Genomic DNA, 15,035 nt, shown 5'->3' with positions numbered 1-15,035 from the left:
GACCACGTTCACATGGCAAGCCGAAACCAGTCGCGGGTGGCCGGCGCTTTCCTTGCCTTTGTTCTGCTCATGAGCCCGGCCCCTGGGATCGGCGGGCACCTGTCCGAAACAGCGGCCATCGAGCGGCTGTTCCGGGACGATCCCATCCGGGAGACCTGGTTCACGCCAACATTCCGCGCACAGCTTCCCCTCTTCCAGCTCTCAGAGATCGTTGCGCAATTGACCCGAGACTTCGGACCGGTCGTTTCGGTTGAGGTCAATAGGGGAGCCGGCGTGATTGGCCTCGAACACGCCACGATTCCGGTCCGGATCAAACTCAACGCGCGGGGACAAATCGGGGTCCTGTACTTCGGGCGGCCCGCCGCAACGGCGTCGAACACGAGCGAGATCATCGACTCGCTCTCCGGGCTGGGCGACACCGTTTCGGTCTTCGCGCGGGTCGATGGCCGAGAGCGCGTGACCCGCTCCGCCGACGAGCGGCTTGCCGTGGGATCGGCCTTCAAGCTCTTTGTCCTGACGGCCTACGAGCAGGCGGTCTCTCGCGGCGACATTCGCCGGGACGATGTCGTTCGGCTGGCAGCGGACGACCTTTCGCTGCCGACCGGCGTGCTGCAAACCGTTCCGGTGGGAACCCCGGTGACGCTGGAAACGCTCGCCGCGCTGATGATCCAACAGAGCGATAACACAGCCACCGACGCGCTCATCCGTGTTCTCGGGCGCAACCGGGTGGAGAACCTCAGTGCGCACAACAGGCCGTTCCTGACAACGGGCGAAGCGTTCAGGCTGAAGACCGACATGGCCGCCGATCTGCGCCGCCGCTACGCAACGGCCGCGGAGGACGAGCGGCGCGAGATCGTGAAAGCGGCCCGCAGCCATCCTATTCCATCTGTCGACAAGCTGGTCGCCGGACCAACATGGACCGTCGAATGGTTCGCGTCGACACGCGAACTGTGCGACCTGATGGAAGCCCTGAAAGGAAGCCCCATCCTGGCCGCGACCCCCGCCGCGCCGGTCACGGCGGAGCATTGGGCCTGGGTCGGCTACAAGGGTGGATCCGAGTTCGGTGTCTTGAACTTCACGGCAGCGGGCGTCCGCGCCGATGGAACACCGGTGTGCCTGAGCGTGACCGTCAACAGCCGGGCCGCGATCCCAGTCGCGCGAGGGGCTTCCCTGTTCAGCGGTCTTTTCTCTACCTACAGATAGGCGAGCACTCGGCGAACTGCCTGCCGGAACATCTCCGGCGTCAGGCGTCGCGTGTTCTGGTTGTAGCGGGAGCAGTGGTAGCTGTCGATTAGGTGCCGCCCGTCCGGCAGCGCATGGTCCCGGCCGTGGGCGAACGGGTGGGCGCTCAGCCGCAGGCCCAAGGCCCGCACCACGGCATCGTGAGCGATCTTGCCCAGCGCCAGAATCACCCGCAGATGCGGCAAGCTGGCGATTTCGTCTTTCAGGAACGTCCGGCAGGTGTTGATTTCATCGGTCGTCGGCTTGTTCTCCGGCGGGACACAGCGCACCGCGTTGGTGATGCGGCAGCCTGACAACGTCAGCCCATCGTCGGCGCAGGCCGCGTAGACCCCGTCGGCCAGACCGTGCTCCAGCAACGTCGCATACAGAAGGTCACCCGCGAAGTCCCCAGTGAACGGCCGTCCGGTCCGGTTGGCGCCGCGCACCCCCGGCGCCAGACCGACCACCAGCAGTCCCGCGTCCGCCGGCCCGAACGAGGGCACCGGGGCGTTGAACCAGTCGGGATGCGCCGCCGCGTTTCCGGCACGAAAGGCCGCCAGACGCGGACACAGCGTGCAGTCCGCTGCGGGCACCCTCCCCTGCTCCACAGCTTCACCCCTCACCGAGGCGTCGTGTCCACATCCTGGCTGCTGAGGATCGGCGATGGCTCGCGAGATTCGGCGCGCTCGCGGGGTTCCCGCGTTTCGGCGCGCGGCTCGCGCGGTTCACGGGGTTCGCGCGGCTCTCGCTGCACCTGGCTGCGGCAGATGCTGGGCTCCAGGTCCTGCAGTTCCTGGAAATTGTCGGCCTGCCGGCGCAGTTCGTCGGCAACCATGGGCGGCTGCGAGCGCACCGTGCTGACCACGGTCACACGCAGGCCCTTTCGCTGCACCGCCTCCACCAGACGACGGAAGTCCCCGTCGCCCGAGAAGAGAACGATATGGTCCAGATGCGGGGCCATTTCCATGACATCGATGGCCAGTTCGATGTCCATATTGCCCTTGATCTTGCGCCGGCCCATGGCATCCGTGAATTCCTTGGTCGGCTTGGTGACCATGGTGTATCCGTTATAATCCAGCCAGTCGACCAGAGGCCGGATGGGCGAATACTCCTGGTCCTCGACCAGCGCCGTGTAGTAGAAGGCTCGGATCAGGCGACCTTTGGCCGCAAACAGATCAAGCAGGCGTTTGTAGTCGATGTCGAACCCAAGGGAGCGGGCGGCGGCGTACAGATTGGAGCCGTCGATGAACAGGCCAATCCGTTCCTGAGGATAGAAAATCATACAGAAAGATCCCTAATGCACGACTTTGCGACAATAAAATTGTCGACAATGTTCGAGAAATATCGCGCGGTAATGCGCCGGACCAGCGGACATGCTGGCTATACCGGAACAAAATTAGGGAGTTCGCCGGCGTTGCGCAAGAGTGAAAGGTGGTTCTGCGGTTGGTTCACACGTCCATGATCCTGATTGCCCTGGGCTCCAATCTGCCGGGACCGGCCGGCGGCCCCCGCGAGACGCTGGAGCGCGCCCTGGCGGCGTTTCCGGAGGTCGGCCTGCGCCTGCTGGCGCGTTCGCCTTGGTATCGCAGCGCGCCGGTGCCGCCGTCGAATCAGCCCTGGTTCGTCAATGGCGTGGCGCGGGCGACATGCGACACCGCCGACCCCGCCGACCTGCTGTGCCGTCTGCATGCCCTGGAGACCGACTTTGGCCGCAAACGCGACGGCACCCCCAACGCCGCCCGGACGCTGGATCTTGACCTGCTCGACATGAATGGCTTGGTCCGCGACGATGCGCCGATCCTCCCGCACCCGCGCATGACGGATCGCGCGTTCGTGCTTCTTCCGCTTGCCGATGTGGTACCCGACTGGCGGCATCCGGTCAGCGGACGAAGCGTCGCCGCCCTGATCGCCGGCCTGGGACAACATGGCGAGATGGAGCGGATCGAAGAGACGCCGGCGGCCGGCAGTTCCCTCACATGACCGTCACCGGATCGCGCACCTCGGTTTCCAACGCGAGGTCAATCAGCCGCAGGAGTACATCCGGTTCCTGGGCTCCGGCAATGGCGTAGCTGTCGTTGAAGATGAAGCTGGGCACACCGTTGATGCCCATGGCATGCGCCCGAGCGTTGGCCGATTTCACTTCGGCCGCGCCGGAGGCTCGCTCGAACTCCTCCGCCACGACGGCCTCCGGAAGACCGACGGATCGGGCGATCCGCTCCAGTTCCGCGCGCTCACCGATGTCCCGTCCTTCCTGAAAGAAAGCACGGAACACGGCGTCCAGCGTTGGCTCGACCGCGCCCACGGCCCACGCCACCTGGAGCAACTGGTGACTTCCGACAGAACTGGGCATGCGCCGGATGGCGTCGAAGTTGAAGGTCACCCCTGCCTCGCGGCCAGCCAGCGCCACCGCCTCCAGGACGCGGCGCGCTCGGTGCGGGCCACCGAACTTTCGTTCCAGATAGACGGAGCGGTCGCTGCCCTCCTCCGGCATGTCCGGATTGAGCAGGAAGGGATGGTATCGCAGGTCAACCGCGACGCCCGGCCGCATCGCCAAGGCCTGTCCCAGGCGAAGCTTGCCGACGAGGCACCACGGACACACCGTGTCGAAAACGATATCGATCCGCATCACACGACAGTCCGGCGTCACCAACGGAGAAGACCCGGCGCCCTGCCCTCCGCGAGACGGGACGCCAAAGTTCCCAGACCCTAAGAGATTCGAACCATTATGAACAGAGGTGTCGACTCAGGTGCTGCGCCCGCCGGCCTATTCCCGCCTCAACAGGCGCGCGGCCTCGACAGCGGCGTAGGTAAAAATAGCATTGGCGCCGGCCCGTTTGAACGCCATCAGACTTTCCAGAACGGCCGAATCGTTGTCGAGCCAGCCATTGCCGGCGGCCGCCTTGATCATCGCGTACTCGCCGCTGACCTGATAGACCAGGGTCGGCACGGCGAACGTCTCACGCACCCGCTGGACGATGTCCAGGTACGGCATGCCCGGCTTGACCATGACCGAGTCGGCACCCTCGTCGAGGTCCATGGCCACCTCGCGCAGCGCCTCGTCGGTGTTGCGCGCGTCCATCTGGTAGGTCTTCTTGTCGCCCTTGAGCGCTCCGTCGGATCCGATCGCATCCCGGAACGGCCCGTAGTAGGCCGACGCGTACTTGGCGGCGTAAGCCATGATCTGGACGTGCGTATACCCGGCCTGATCAAGCGCGTCACGAATCGCGCCGATGCGCCCGTCCATCATGTCGGACGGCCCAATCACGTCGGCCCCGGCGGCGGCCTGGACCAGCGACTGCTTGACCAAGACCTCGACGGTTTCGTCGTTGAGGATGATCCCATCCCGCACGATGCCATCATGGCCGTCGCTGTTGTACGGATCCAGCGCCACGTCGCAAAACAGCCCGACATCGGGATGCGCTGCCTTAAGGGCCCGGATCGCCCGGCACATCAGGTTGTCCGCCTTGGTGGCCTCGCGCCCGTCCGATGTCTTCAGCGACGGGTCCACCTTAGGGAACAACGCCAGTGCCTTGACGCCCAGGTTCGAGGCCTCACCCACGGCATCGACCAGGAGGTCGATGCTCATCCGCTCCACCCCGGGCATGGAGGGCACCGTCTCGCGCTGGCCCTCACCGTCCAGCACAAAGACAGGCCAGATCAGATCCGAAACGCTGAGATGGGTCTCTGCGACGAGATTGCGCGACCAGGCGGCGCCGCGCAGGCGCCGCGGCCGGGTCCTCGGAAAACGCCCGAGGCCATTGACGACGGTCAGTCCGCTCACACTTTCTCCAATGCCTGGCTCAAGTCCGCGATGATGTCGTCGGGATGCTCAATCCCGATCGACAAACGGACATAGCCCGGCGAGACACCGGATGCAAGCTGGTCCTCCGGCCCCAACTGCGAGTGCGTCGTGGTCGCGGGATGAATCGCCAGACTGCGCGCGTCCCCGATGTTGGCGACGTGATAGAACATCTCCAGCGCCTCGATGAATCGGCGGCCGGCCTCGGCGCCGCCCTCCAGTTCGAATCCGACCAGGGCGCCAAACCCGTCCTTGAAGGCCGAATCGGCGCGGCGGCGCGCCTCGCCGTCCTGAAGGCTGGGGTGGATGACCGTCGAGACTTTTGGGTGGTCGCGCAGAAACCGCGCCGCCAGCATGGCGTTCTCGCAGTGCTGACGCATCCGCAACGGCAGCGTTTCCACGCCCTGGATCAGTTGGAAGGCATTGAACGGACTTAGGGCCGCACCGATGTCGCGCAGCAGAATCACCCGCATGCGGATAATGAAAGCAATCGGGCCGAGCGGTTTGACGGCCTCGGTCCAGACCGCGCCGTGATAGCTGTGATCGGGCCTGTTCAGGGTTGGGAAGCGATCACCCCAAGCCTCCCAGTCAAAATTGCCGCCGTCCACGACGATGCCGCCGATGCTGGTGCCGTGACCGCCCATGTACTTGGTCGCCGAATACATGACGATGGCCGCGCCCATCTCCAGTGGCTTGCAGATGACCGGCGCGGCGGTGTTGTCCACGACCAGGGGGATGCCAAGCTCGCGGCCGATCGCCGCCACCTCGGCGATGGGAAACACGTTCAGCTTCGGATTCGGCAGGGTTTCCGCGTAGAACAACCGGGTGCGGTCGTCCACCGCGCGGCGGAAGGCCTCCGGATCGCTCGGGTCGACGAACCGGGCCTCGATCCCCATCTGGCGCAGCGTGTTGGCGAACAGGTTCCAGGTTCCGCCGTACAGGTCGGTGGAGGTGACGAAGTTGTCCCCAGCCTCGCACAGATTGAGCACACAGTAGGTGCTGGCCGACTGCCCGGAGGCCAACGCCAGCGCCGCCGCGCCGCCCTCCAGGGCCGCCACGCGCTGCTCCAGGGCATCGCAGGTCGGGTTCATAATCCGGCTATAGATGTTGCCGAGTTCCTTGAGCGCGAACAGGTTGGCGGCGTGTTCCGTGCTCTCGAACTGATAAGACGTGGTCTGGTGGATCGGCACCGCGACGCTGTGGGTGCCGGGCGCGTCGCGGAACCCGGCGTGAACGGCGAGGGTCTCGGGATGCTTGGACTGGATGGGCACGGTTGCCTCCGTTGCGGATCATCGGAACGAACCCGGGGTCAACGCGCCCCCGGAACGAGTCGCCCTTAATCCAGCGAACAATCGGGGAATTGTCAAATTCTACTGGATTTCCCCGTTAAATCAGGCCGTCAGCCACATCAGCGGCGGCGGCGCCAGCGGTTCCAGCGGTACAGCGCGGGCGCCAGAAGGCCCTCGTAAACCGCGCCGGCGATCTGCCGAACGCCGGGCGCCGCGACAACGCGGGCCAGCCAGCGATAGCGCGGCAAGCGTCGCCACACCATGATAAACGCGTCCACGCCGGCATGCAGGCGCCCGCCCTCATCGATCGCGTACAGCCGCTTCGTCGCCGAATCCGGATCGATGCCGTGCGCCGCCAACGGGCCGACACCCTGACTGACGTCGTGCCAGCCCAGGCCGAGCCCCTGGCGGGCATCGATCCCCTTGTAGTGCTCCACCTCGGTGCGGCACACCGGGCAGGCGCCGTTGTAGTACGTGGTCAGATCCCCGCGCGGCGCGTTCTCCGCCGGCGTCTCGGGGGGCCGGGTCTGGTCCGTGGTCGTGCTCATGCGAGGCATATGGGACCGCGCCCTGCCACCGCAAAGGGCCCGATCAATCACGCTCCGTCCAGGAAAGCCCCGTGACGCCCCAGAATCTCCGCCGCCGCCGCGTCGATGAAGCGCCGGCCATGCTCCGCCGTCGCCAGCGCGGGGTCGGAGCCCATGCGCCCGTCCGGGAATCGAGCGCGGAAATCGCGGCTGTCGAAAAAGGTGGAAGACGTCTCCGGAAGCGGATCCAGCGGCGCGTCGCGCACCTGATCCGGATGCACCGCCCAGGTCACGGACACCTCGCTGGGAGTCGCGTGCCAGCCCTCGCGGTCGCCGAACAGTTCCTTCTGCACCGCCTGCACGCCCGGCAGCATGAACCAGTTGCTCAACGCGCACCGCAGAGACGGGGCATCGGAGCCGCGCGCGGCCCGCATCTCCTCGTAGACCTCCGAGAACGCGGCCTGGACGCTGTTGATGTTGCCGCCGTGCCCGTTGATGAACAGGACCGACCGGAAACCATGGGCCGACAGCGCGACCACATAGTCCCGGATCAGGGCGATCAAGGTGCTGGGTCGCACCGTCATGCTGCCCGGAAAGGCCATGTGGTGGTGAGCCATGCCAACGGGAATCGTTGGGCCGACCAAGGTTTCGGAGCGGCGGCCGACTTCGGCCGCGATGGCCTCGGCGGTGATCGCGTCGGTGCCGATCAGGCCGGTGGGACCATGCTGCTCGGTCGAGCCGATCGGCAGGATGATCGATTGGCGCCGGGACAGATACGTTTCCACCTCCGGCCATGTGGACAGATGCAAGAGCACGTTGCGGGACCTCGCGCTGAAAGAGTACTGATCACCCTTCGATGTAGATCGTCGGTCCCGGCGCGACCACCCCCTTTCGCGGAGAGCCCTCATGCACGGACGCTCGCCTTGTTTGCCCACCCTTCCTCGCGCGCCCGAGGGACCGGAGAGCGGCCCCGCGGCCGCGAGCCTGCCCGACGCGCGCGACCGGGCCGCGTACCGCTTCTGGACCCGGGACATCGTGCGCTTCCAGGACCTCGACCGCCTTGGGCACGTCAACAACGTCTCGTTCGCCATCTATCTGGAGTCCGGTCGGGTCCACTTCCTCGACACCCTGACACCCGGCTCCGTCGAGGGCACCGGCATCGGCTGGGTCATCGCCCGCTTGACCCTCGACTTCATCAGCATCGCCTATTATCCGGCCGACGTGGACATCGGCTCCCGCGTTCTGCGCATCGGACGCACGTCCTGCGTCATCGGACAAGGCCTGTTCATCGGCGACCAGTGTTTCGGCACCGCCGAAAACGTGTGCGTCTGGGCCGACACCAACGCCGGGCAGTCGCGCCCCCTGCCCGACCATGTCCGCGCAGCCCTGAAAGGTTATCTCGTGACCTCGGAGCCGCACGTTTCGGGTGATCCCGGCCCGCGCCGGGAGTAGGGTAGTCGAACCCCGCCAGATCGGGGTGTGTCGGTGTGCGAAGGGAGTGGGACATGGCGGACGATTCACTGCGGACGGCCCTGCACGACGAGAGCCCGGCACCACCCCGAGCGGACATCGACGACCTGAAGCGACGGCTCCACGACCACCTCAGGCATTCTCTCGGCAAAGGGCCGGTGGGCAGCACCAACCTGGACTGGTATCTGGCGTTGGCGCTGGCGACCCGCGACCTGATGGTCGAAACCTGGATGGACAGCACGCGCCGCGCCTACTCCAACGATGCCAAGCGGGTCTATTACCTCTCCATGGAGTTCCTGGTCGGCCGCTCGCTGGACGCCAACCTGCTGGCCACCGGTTCGCTGGACCTCGCCCGCCACACCCTGGCCGACATGGACCTGGATTTCGAAGCCATCCGAGAGTGCGAGCCGGAAGCCGCGCTGGGGAACGGCGGGCTTGGACGGCTAGCGGCCTGCCTGATGGAAAGCATGACCACGCTGTCCATCCCGGCCTTCGGCTACGGTATCTATTACGACTACGGCATGTTCTCGCAGTACATCGAGGACGGCCAGCAGGTGGAGATGCCGGAACGCTGGCTGCGCTATGGCAACGTCTGGGCCTTCGACCGCCCGGACGTCATCATGCCGGTTCGGTTCCATGGCCATGTGGAGGACACCCGCGACCAACACGGCCATGTCGGCCGCCGCTGGGCGGGCGGCGAGGAAGTCTTGGCCGAGGCTCACGACCTGATGGTGGCCGGTCACGAATGCTGGACGGTGAACTCCATCCGCCTGTGGTCGGCCCAGGCCAGCCGGGAATTCGACCTGCGCCACTTCAACCAGGGCGATTACATCAACGCCGTCGCCGAACAAAGCTTCTCCGAGAGCCTGTCGCATGTGCTCTACCCCGACGACTCCACCAGCATGGGCAAGGCATTGCGTCTGAAGCAGGAGTATTTCTTCGTCGCCGCCTCGCTGCGCGACATCGTGCGGCGCTTCCTGTCCACGCACGACGACTTCACCACCTTCCCCCGCAAGGTCGCCATCCAGCTCAACGATACCCACCCGGCCCTGGCGGTGCCCGAGCTGATGCGCATCCTGGTGGACGAGCACCGTCTGGGCTGGGATGAAGCCTGGGCGATCTGCAACGGCACCTTCGCCTACACCAACCACACCCTGCTGCCGGAGGCCCTGGAGACATGGCCGGTCGGCCTGATGGAAAACATGCTGCCCCGGCACCTGGAGATCATCTACCGGATCAATCACCAGTTCCTGGAGGGCGTGCGGGCGCGCGCCAAGGAAGTGGACGACGACCGCGTCCGTCGCCTATCCATGATCGACGAGGGCGGCGAGCGGCGCGTGCGCATGTCGCATCTGGCGTTCGTCGGCAGTCATCGGGTCAACGGCGTCGCGGCCCTGCACACCGACCTGATGCGGGCCGGCATCTTCGCCGAGTTGCACCGCGAGTTCCCCGACCGCATCGTCAACAAGACCAACGGCATCACGCCCCGGCGCTGGCTGCGGTCGGCCAACCGCCCCTTGTCGGCCCTGATCACACGACACATCGGCGACCGCTGGGTGGCGCACCTGGACGACCTGCGCGGCCTGCTGCCGCTGGCCGAGGACGCGACGTTCCAGGAGGACTTCCGGGCCGTCAAACGCCTCAACAAGGAAGCGCTGTGCCGCTACATCGACGCCCGCCTAGGCATGGAACTGGACCCGGAGACCCTGTTCGACGTCCAGGTCAAGCGCATCCATGAGTACAAGCGCCAGCTTCTCAACGTCCTGCACGTCATCACGCTGTATCTGCGCCTGAAGGAGGGCCGCGCCGGCGACGCCCCGCCGCGTACCGTCATCATCGCCGGAAAGGCGGCCCCGGCCTATTACATGGCGAAGCTAATCATTCGTCTGATCCACGACGTGGCCCGCGTCATCAACGCCGACCCGGCCACCAACGACCGCCTGCGTCTCGTGTTCATTCCCGACTACAACGTCTCCGTCGCCGAGCACATCATCCCGGCCGCCGACCTGTCCGAACAGATCTCCACCGCCGGCACGGAGGCCTCCGGCACCGGCAACATGAAACTCGCGCTGAACGGCGCATTGACCATCGGCACGCGCGACGGCGCCAACGTCGAGATCGGTGAGGAAGTGGGCGAGGAAAATATCTTCTTCTTCGGCCTGCCGGTGGAGAAGGCCGAGCACCTGCGCAACAACGGCAGCCACGATCCGTGGCAATACTACACCGGCGATCCGGAGTTGCACGCCGTGCTGGACATGATCGGCCAGGGCGGGTTCAGCCATGCCGAGCCGGATCGCTACCGCCCCATCGTGGACAGCCTGACCCGGCATGGCGACCATTACCTTTTGCTCGCCGACTATGCCGACTACATCGCCTGTCAGGACCGGGTCGGGCGCGCCTACCTGGATACGGACGCATGGACCCGGATGGCGATCCTCAATGTCGCCCGGATGGGCAAGTTCTCCAGCGACGTCACGGTGGCGGATTACGCCGCCGACATCTGGGGCGTCCCCACGCCCGGGTGGACCGCCGACGCGGCGTCACCGTAACGCGGCAACGCCTTGGCGCCGGGCGGGAGATGTCCTCCCGCCCGAAACCGCTTCGGCGGCCCCTTACGCCTTGGCCAGGTTTTCGTTCACGAAGTCCCAGTTGACCAGATTGTCCAGGAACGTGGTCAGGAAGTCCGGCCGGCGGTTTTGGAAGTCCAGGTAGTAGGCGTGCTCCCAGACATCGCAGGTCAGCAGAGCCGTTTGACCATTCACCATCGGCGTTTCGGCGTTCGGCGTCTTGGTGACCTTCAGTTCGCCACCCTCCAGCACCAGCCATGCCCAGCCGGACCCGAACTGAGTGGCGCCGGCCTGCTTGAACGCATCCTTGAAGGCGTCGTAGGAGCCGAACGCGGCGTCGATCCTGTCCTTGATCGCCCCCGTTGGCGCGCCGCCGCCGCCCGGCCTCATGCCGGCCCAGAAAAAGGTGTGGTTCCAGACCTGGGCGGCATTGTTGAACACGCCGGTGTTCTTGTCGGCCCAAGACTGCATGATCACCTCTTCAAGGCCAATGCCGGCCATCGGCGTGTCCTTGGTGAGGTTGTTGAGGTTGGTGACGTAGGTCTGATGGTGCTTTCCATGATGGAAATCCAGCGTCTGCGCCGACATGTGCGGCTCCAGCGCGGATCGGTCATACGGCAGGGCAGGCAGTTCGAACGGCATTATCAACCTCGTCTGAAAGAAAGGGTGAAACCAAACGGTGACGGATCGGAACACCAACGTACATAGTCGCCCCTCCCCGACCTGTGAAGGTGGCGGCCCCGCAATTCCGGTTCGCCGCGACACCGGACATGCCGTGCTGTCCCCGGCCGCCGAACAGGTCCGCCGCCAGGATCACGCCCGCTTCATCCTCGCCCTTCTGGCGCCGCCCCCGGCGCAGCCGGCCCTGTTCGCCCTGTTCGCCTGCCATGTTGAACTGGCGCGCGTGCCCATCGTCGCCAGTGAACCGATGGCCGGGGCCTTCCGCCTACAGTACTGGCGCGATCTCGTGTCCGCCGGAAACCCGGCGGCGGCGGCGCGCGGAAATCCGGTCGCCGAGGCCGTGGCGGCGCATGTGCTGCCCGCGCTGAACGTCAGGGGCGAAACCCTGCTGGTGGACCTTGTGGACGCCTGCGCCGACGATCTCGCCCCGGATCCCCCGGGCGACGCCGAGGGCGTCAGGCGCCTCGCCGAACGGACATCCGGCATGCTGAGCGAATTGGCCGTTCGCCTTCTAGGGGTGGAGGATGCCGCCAGCCGCGAGATGGCCCGCCACGCCGGGACCGCCTGGGGCTTGGTGGCCATGGCGCGCGCGACACCCGGCCTGATCGCCGCCGGACGCCCGCGCCTGCCCGAGCAGACCCTTTTGAACGCCGGCATCACGCCCGCCGCCGTCTTGGCCGGGGAGGACCGGGACCGACGCGGCATCCGGGCCGGCGTGGAGGCCATGGCGGCCGTGGCCGAGGAAGACCTCGCGTCCGCACGAAACCGGGCAACCGTCAGCGACCCCCGGGCGCGCCCCATGGCTCGCCAGATCATTCTGGCCCGCCACGGCCTGCGGACCCTGCGCCGCGCCGGGTATGATCCGTTTGACAGCCGTGTGGCGATGATGCGCCCGCCCCTCGTCCGTCTCGTCATTGACCGGCTGATCCGTCGCGCATGACGGGAGCAACCGGCGCACGGACAGAAACGCGCCCCGGCCCTCAGGGATCAAGCCAAGCATTTCCCCCACGCGACTTGCGGATTTAGGAAACGCGTTCGAAAGCGACTCGGACGCCGTTTTCGATTGATACATGATCTTAACTGCACAGGTTCGCTCTTCGGTACCCTGAATACAAGCCAGAACACCCCGTTAACTCATTCCAATGGGTTCTGGCTGCCATGCGCTTTTCAGGGGCGGCCGAGGCGTCACTCGACACGCGACAGCCCCGCCCCGACCACCGACAGAGGCGGGAAAAGCAGCAGATCCCGTGCGTGGATTCGTGGATTTATCTGGAAACACAACAGGGTATATCAATGCATTGGAAACAAATAAAAATCACTGCTTTTCAGCCGCCTCAATACTGCGATGCCCTCATCGCCCTCTTCCCGTCGTCCTCGCGGGCCACGCCTGGAAACATTGGGCATTTCAGAGGGTTGCACACATCGCCCCGAACCGGTACCGTTGCTCAAATGACAAAATGAAATAAAAACCAACCGAATTGCGTTGGATTGCCCAAGCCCGGAGATCGCATGCGAACGGAGATGGAAATGAGACGCGAAGCCTGCACACCGCTCGAACACCTGGGAGGTGTTGTCGCGGTCATCGGCCTGAGCATGGTCCTGCATGTGGCCATCACCACAGGTCACGGTCTGCTCTCGGGCCCCGAACATGTGCTGACAGCGCAGGGCAGCGCCATCGCGGCGCCGGCCTCCGCCGACTGGGGCCATGCCGTCCTGCGTCTGAACGGGATGCCGTGAGCCGGTTCAACCATCACGCACCACATGATAGGGGCCGGCGCGAGCAACTCCCTTCCGCCGCCCCGTTCGTTTTTCTGCGCTCCATCTCTTGTCAGGACGAAGTCTCGACACGGTTGCGCCCGTTTCGTTTCGCCGCATACAGGGCTTGATCGGCCCGTTTCATCAGGGCCTCCAACGTGGCATCGGACTCCGCCCCGACAGCCAGACCGATACTGATCGTCACCGAAACCATCAGTCCCGACACCGGACACGGTGCGTGCTCCACGCCGGCCCGCAGCCGCTCGGCCAGGACGCGCGCGGCCTCCAGCGAGGTTTCCGGCAGGATCGCACAGAATTCCTCTCCGCCCAGACGCCCGAACAGATCCGACGTGCGCATACCGCCGGCGCACAGGGCCGACACATGCACCAGAACGGCATCGCCGACATCGTGGCCATGGGTGTCGTTGACGGCCTTGAAGTGGTCGATGTCCACGGCCAGCACCGCCAGAGACCGACCATAGCGGCGGCACCGTCCCCACTCCGCCCGCCCCCGAGCGACGAACCCGCGACGGTTCAGAACGCCGGTCAGGGCGTCCGTCGTGGCCAGACTGCGCAACGCCGCCTCGTTTGCCTGCAACCGATCAGCCATGTTGTTGAACGCCGCGCCCAGGTCCGCCAGTTCATCGCGGCCCGACAGCTCCACCCTGACACTCAGATCCCCGCCGGCCATGGCGCGCGCCGCACCGCGCAAGGCGGCGAGTGGGCTCAGCAGAGAGACGGACAACAGCGCGGTCAGAAGCAACGCCACGACCGCGCCCACCGCCAGAAGAATCGTCAACCGCACCGAAAGGTCATGCGGTTCCCTCAACACCACATCGCGATCCGCCACGATGAAGAGCGACCATCCCAGCGGTCCGATGGCCTGGGCATTGGCGTTGGTCGCATGCGCCACGAGACGGGACCGCCCTCCCGTGGTCAGAGTGACCGCCGCGCGCGGCCCGGAAGCCTGCCGGAAAAAAGCCTGATCGGAGACATCCTCCAGGAACCGGAACGGCCGGCGAGAGAAGATCAGGCGCCCGTCCCGCGTCGTCAGCAGAATATCCACCAGGTCACGCAACTGAGTCGCGGCGGCGGCCTCCCGGGTGATCCAGGTCGCCGACAGAACGGCACGCGCCACCCCCACCATGCGCCCGTTGCCATCATCCAGCCGCATCGCCACTTCCAAACCTGCCGTCCCGGTGTTGGACGATGAGACCATGCCCCCGACGTAGCGGCCGGACTCGCGAGCCTCGCGCCACCAGACCGCATCCGCAAAATCCGTCGGTCCCTCGGACGCGGCGGTGTCGGCCACCACGACCCCGTCCCGCCCTGTCACCAGAACCGACGCGAACACCGTCCGCGCGAAGATGCGCTCATCGAATTCGATGAACGTCTCTCGCAGAGAGCGGGAGGCCTCGGCCCCCAGGCCGATCCGGGGATCCACAGACCGTCCGCCGTCCGTCGCGTTGGCCACGCGCAGCGCCGCCCCCACAGCCGGCGTGCGCGCGGTTCGGACGATCTGATCGAGACGCGACGCCACGTTCGCCCCGATCTGGGCCAGAATCACCTCGCCCGTCTCGACCACGCGCTCGCCATGCATCCGTTCCAGCATGTCGATACTCGACCGCACGGCGTAAGCGCCCGTCAGAGCGAACACGATCAGCGCGCCCCCGACCAACAGAACCAGCCGCGCGCGGATACTCAGTCTATTCAGTGGAGTCGCCAT

General features: G+C 65.9%; 15 protein-coding genes. 6 read left to right on the top strand and 9 right to left on the bottom strand.

Annotation, left to right across the window (positions count from 1 at the left end; genetic code table 11):
- The first annotated feature begins 12 nt into the window (after nucleotides 1–12).
- Entirely contained in the window at nucleotides 13–1,203 is a 1,191-nt protein-coding gene (locus BLS85_RS11800) for a serine hydrolase (RefSeq protein WP_092786507.1), read from the top strand.
- On the opposite strand, the gene BLS85_RS11795 is transcribed toward BLS85_RS11800, so the two are convergent.
- Both BLS85_RS11795 and BLS85_RS11790 read right to left on the bottom strand, forming a co-directional pair.
- Entirely contained in the window at nucleotides 1,194–1,814 is a 621-nt protein-coding gene (locus BLS85_RS11795; RefSeq protein WP_245699201.1) for a uracil-DNA glycosylase, read from the bottom strand. The two genes, BLS85_RS11800 and BLS85_RS11795, sit on opposite strands and share 10 nt — an antisense overlap.
- 26 nt (nucleotides 1,815–1,840) lie before the next feature.
- Nucleotides 1,841–2,503, bottom strand: a complete 663-nt coding sequence (locus tag BLS85_RS11790; protein ID WP_092786503.1) for a LabA-like NYN domain-containing protein — start codon at nucleotides 2,501–2,503, stop codon at nucleotides 1,841–1,843.
- Between the two features lie 149 nt (nucleotides 2,504–2,652).
- Between BLS85_RS11790 and folK the strand changes: the two genes are divergently transcribed.
- The gene (gene folK / locus BLS85_RS11785; RefSeq protein ID WP_342729459.1) at nucleotides 2,653–3,201 is read left to right on the top strand and encodes a 2-amino-4-hydroxy-6-hydroxymethyldihydropteridine diphosphokinase; all 549 of its coding nucleotides are present in this window, start codon (nucleotides 2,653–2,655) and stop codon (nucleotides 3,199–3,201) included.
- Here the strand turns inward: folK and BLS85_RS11780 are convergent.
- From BLS85_RS11780 to BLS85_RS11760, 5 genes are all read right to left on the bottom strand, one after another.
- Nucleotides 3,194–3,847 carry a DsbA family oxidoreductase gene (locus tag BLS85_RS11780; RefSeq protein ID WP_092786501.1) on the bottom strand — a complete coding sequence of 218 codons (654 nt, stop codon included), beginning with the start codon at nucleotides 3,845–3,847 and terminating at the stop codon, nucleotides 3,194–3,196. The two genes, folK and BLS85_RS11780, sit on opposite strands and share 8 nt — an antisense overlap.
- 138 nt (nucleotides 3,848–3,985) lie before the next feature.
- A complete protein-coding gene (gene hemB, locus BLS85_RS11775) occupies nucleotides 3,986–5,002 on the bottom strand; it encodes a porphobilinogen synthase (protein WP_245699200.1) in 1,017 nt (338 codons plus the stop codon).
- On the bottom strand, nucleotides 4,999–6,285 hold the full coding sequence (locus BLS85_RS11770; RefSeq protein ID WP_425438483.1) for an O-acetylhomoserine aminocarboxypropyltransferase/cysteine synthase family protein: 1,287 nt from the start codon (nucleotides 6,283–6,285) through the stop codon (nucleotides 4,999–5,001). Before BLS85_RS11770 ends, hemB begins: the two co-directional genes overlap by 4 nt.
- A 143-nt stretch (nucleotides 6,286–6,428) precedes the next feature.
- Entirely contained in the window at nucleotides 6,429–6,857 is a 429-nt protein-coding gene (locus BLS85_RS11765; protein WP_092786663.1) for a thiol-disulfide oxidoreductase DCC family protein, read from the bottom strand.
- 47 nt (nucleotides 6,858–6,904) lie between these two features.
- The gene (locus BLS85_RS11760) at nucleotides 6,905–7,651 is read right to left on the bottom strand and encodes a creatininase family protein (protein ID WP_092786497.1); all 747 of its coding nucleotides are present in this window, start codon (nucleotides 7,649–7,651) and stop codon (nucleotides 6,905–6,907) included.
- Nucleotides 7,652–7,763: 112 nt separating this feature from the next.
- On the opposite strand from BLS85_RS11760, the gene BLS85_RS11755 reads away from it, so the two are divergent.
- Both BLS85_RS11755 and BLS85_RS11750 read left to right on the top strand, forming a co-directional pair.
- On the top strand, nucleotides 7,764–8,288 hold the full coding sequence (locus tag BLS85_RS11755) for an acyl-CoA thioesterase (protein WP_176793649.1): 525 nt from the start codon (nucleotides 7,764–7,766) through the stop codon (nucleotides 8,286–8,288).
- A gap of 53 nt (nucleotides 8,289–8,341) precedes the next feature.
- The gene (locus BLS85_RS11750) at nucleotides 8,342–10,855 is read left to right on the top strand and encodes a glycogen/starch/alpha-glucan phosphorylase (RefSeq protein ID WP_092786493.1); all 2,514 of its coding nucleotides are present in this window, start codon (nucleotides 8,342–8,344) and stop codon (nucleotides 10,853–10,855) included.
- A gap of 63 nt (nucleotides 10,856–10,918) precedes the next feature.
- Here the strand turns inward: BLS85_RS11750 and BLS85_RS11745 are convergent, their stop codons facing one another.
- Nucleotides 10,919–11,515, bottom strand: a complete 597-nt coding sequence (locus BLS85_RS11745; RefSeq protein WP_092786491.1) for a superoxide dismutase — start codon at nucleotides 11,513–11,515, stop codon at nucleotides 10,919–10,921.
- A gap of 133 nt (nucleotides 11,516–11,648) precedes the next feature.
- Here BLS85_RS11745 and BLS85_RS11740 point away from each other — a divergent pair, with 133 nt between their 5' ends.
- A complete protein-coding gene (locus BLS85_RS11740) occupies nucleotides 11,649–12,494 on the top strand; it encodes a squalene/phytoene synthase family protein (protein ID WP_176793648.1) in 846 nt (281 codons plus the stop codon).
- A 587-nt stretch (nucleotides 12,495–13,081) separates the two neighbouring features.
- Nucleotides 13,082–13,291, top strand: coding sequence for a hypothetical protein (locus BLS85_RS11735; RefSeq protein ID WP_143027174.1), 210 nt, complete (start codon nucleotides 13,082–13,084; stop codon nucleotides 13,289–13,291).
- Nucleotides 13,292–13,382: 91 nt separating this feature from the next.
- Here BLS85_RS11735 and BLS85_RS11730 read toward each other — a convergent pair whose 3' ends face one another.
- Nucleotides 13,383–15,035 (bottom strand): sensor domain-containing diguanylate cyclase, encoded by a 1,653-nt coding sequence (locus BLS85_RS11730; protein WP_092786485.1) that lies wholly within the window; start codon nucleotides 15,033–15,035, stop codon nucleotides 13,383–13,385.

This window comes from Rhodospira trueperi (assembly GCF_900101965.1).
GTDB lineage: Bacteria > Pseudomonadota > Alphaproteobacteria > Rhodospirillales > Rhodospirillaceae > Rhodospira > Rhodospira trueperi.
Note: the sequence above shows the minus strand (reverse complement) of the source record. Positions and strands in the feature narration are given on the sequence as shown.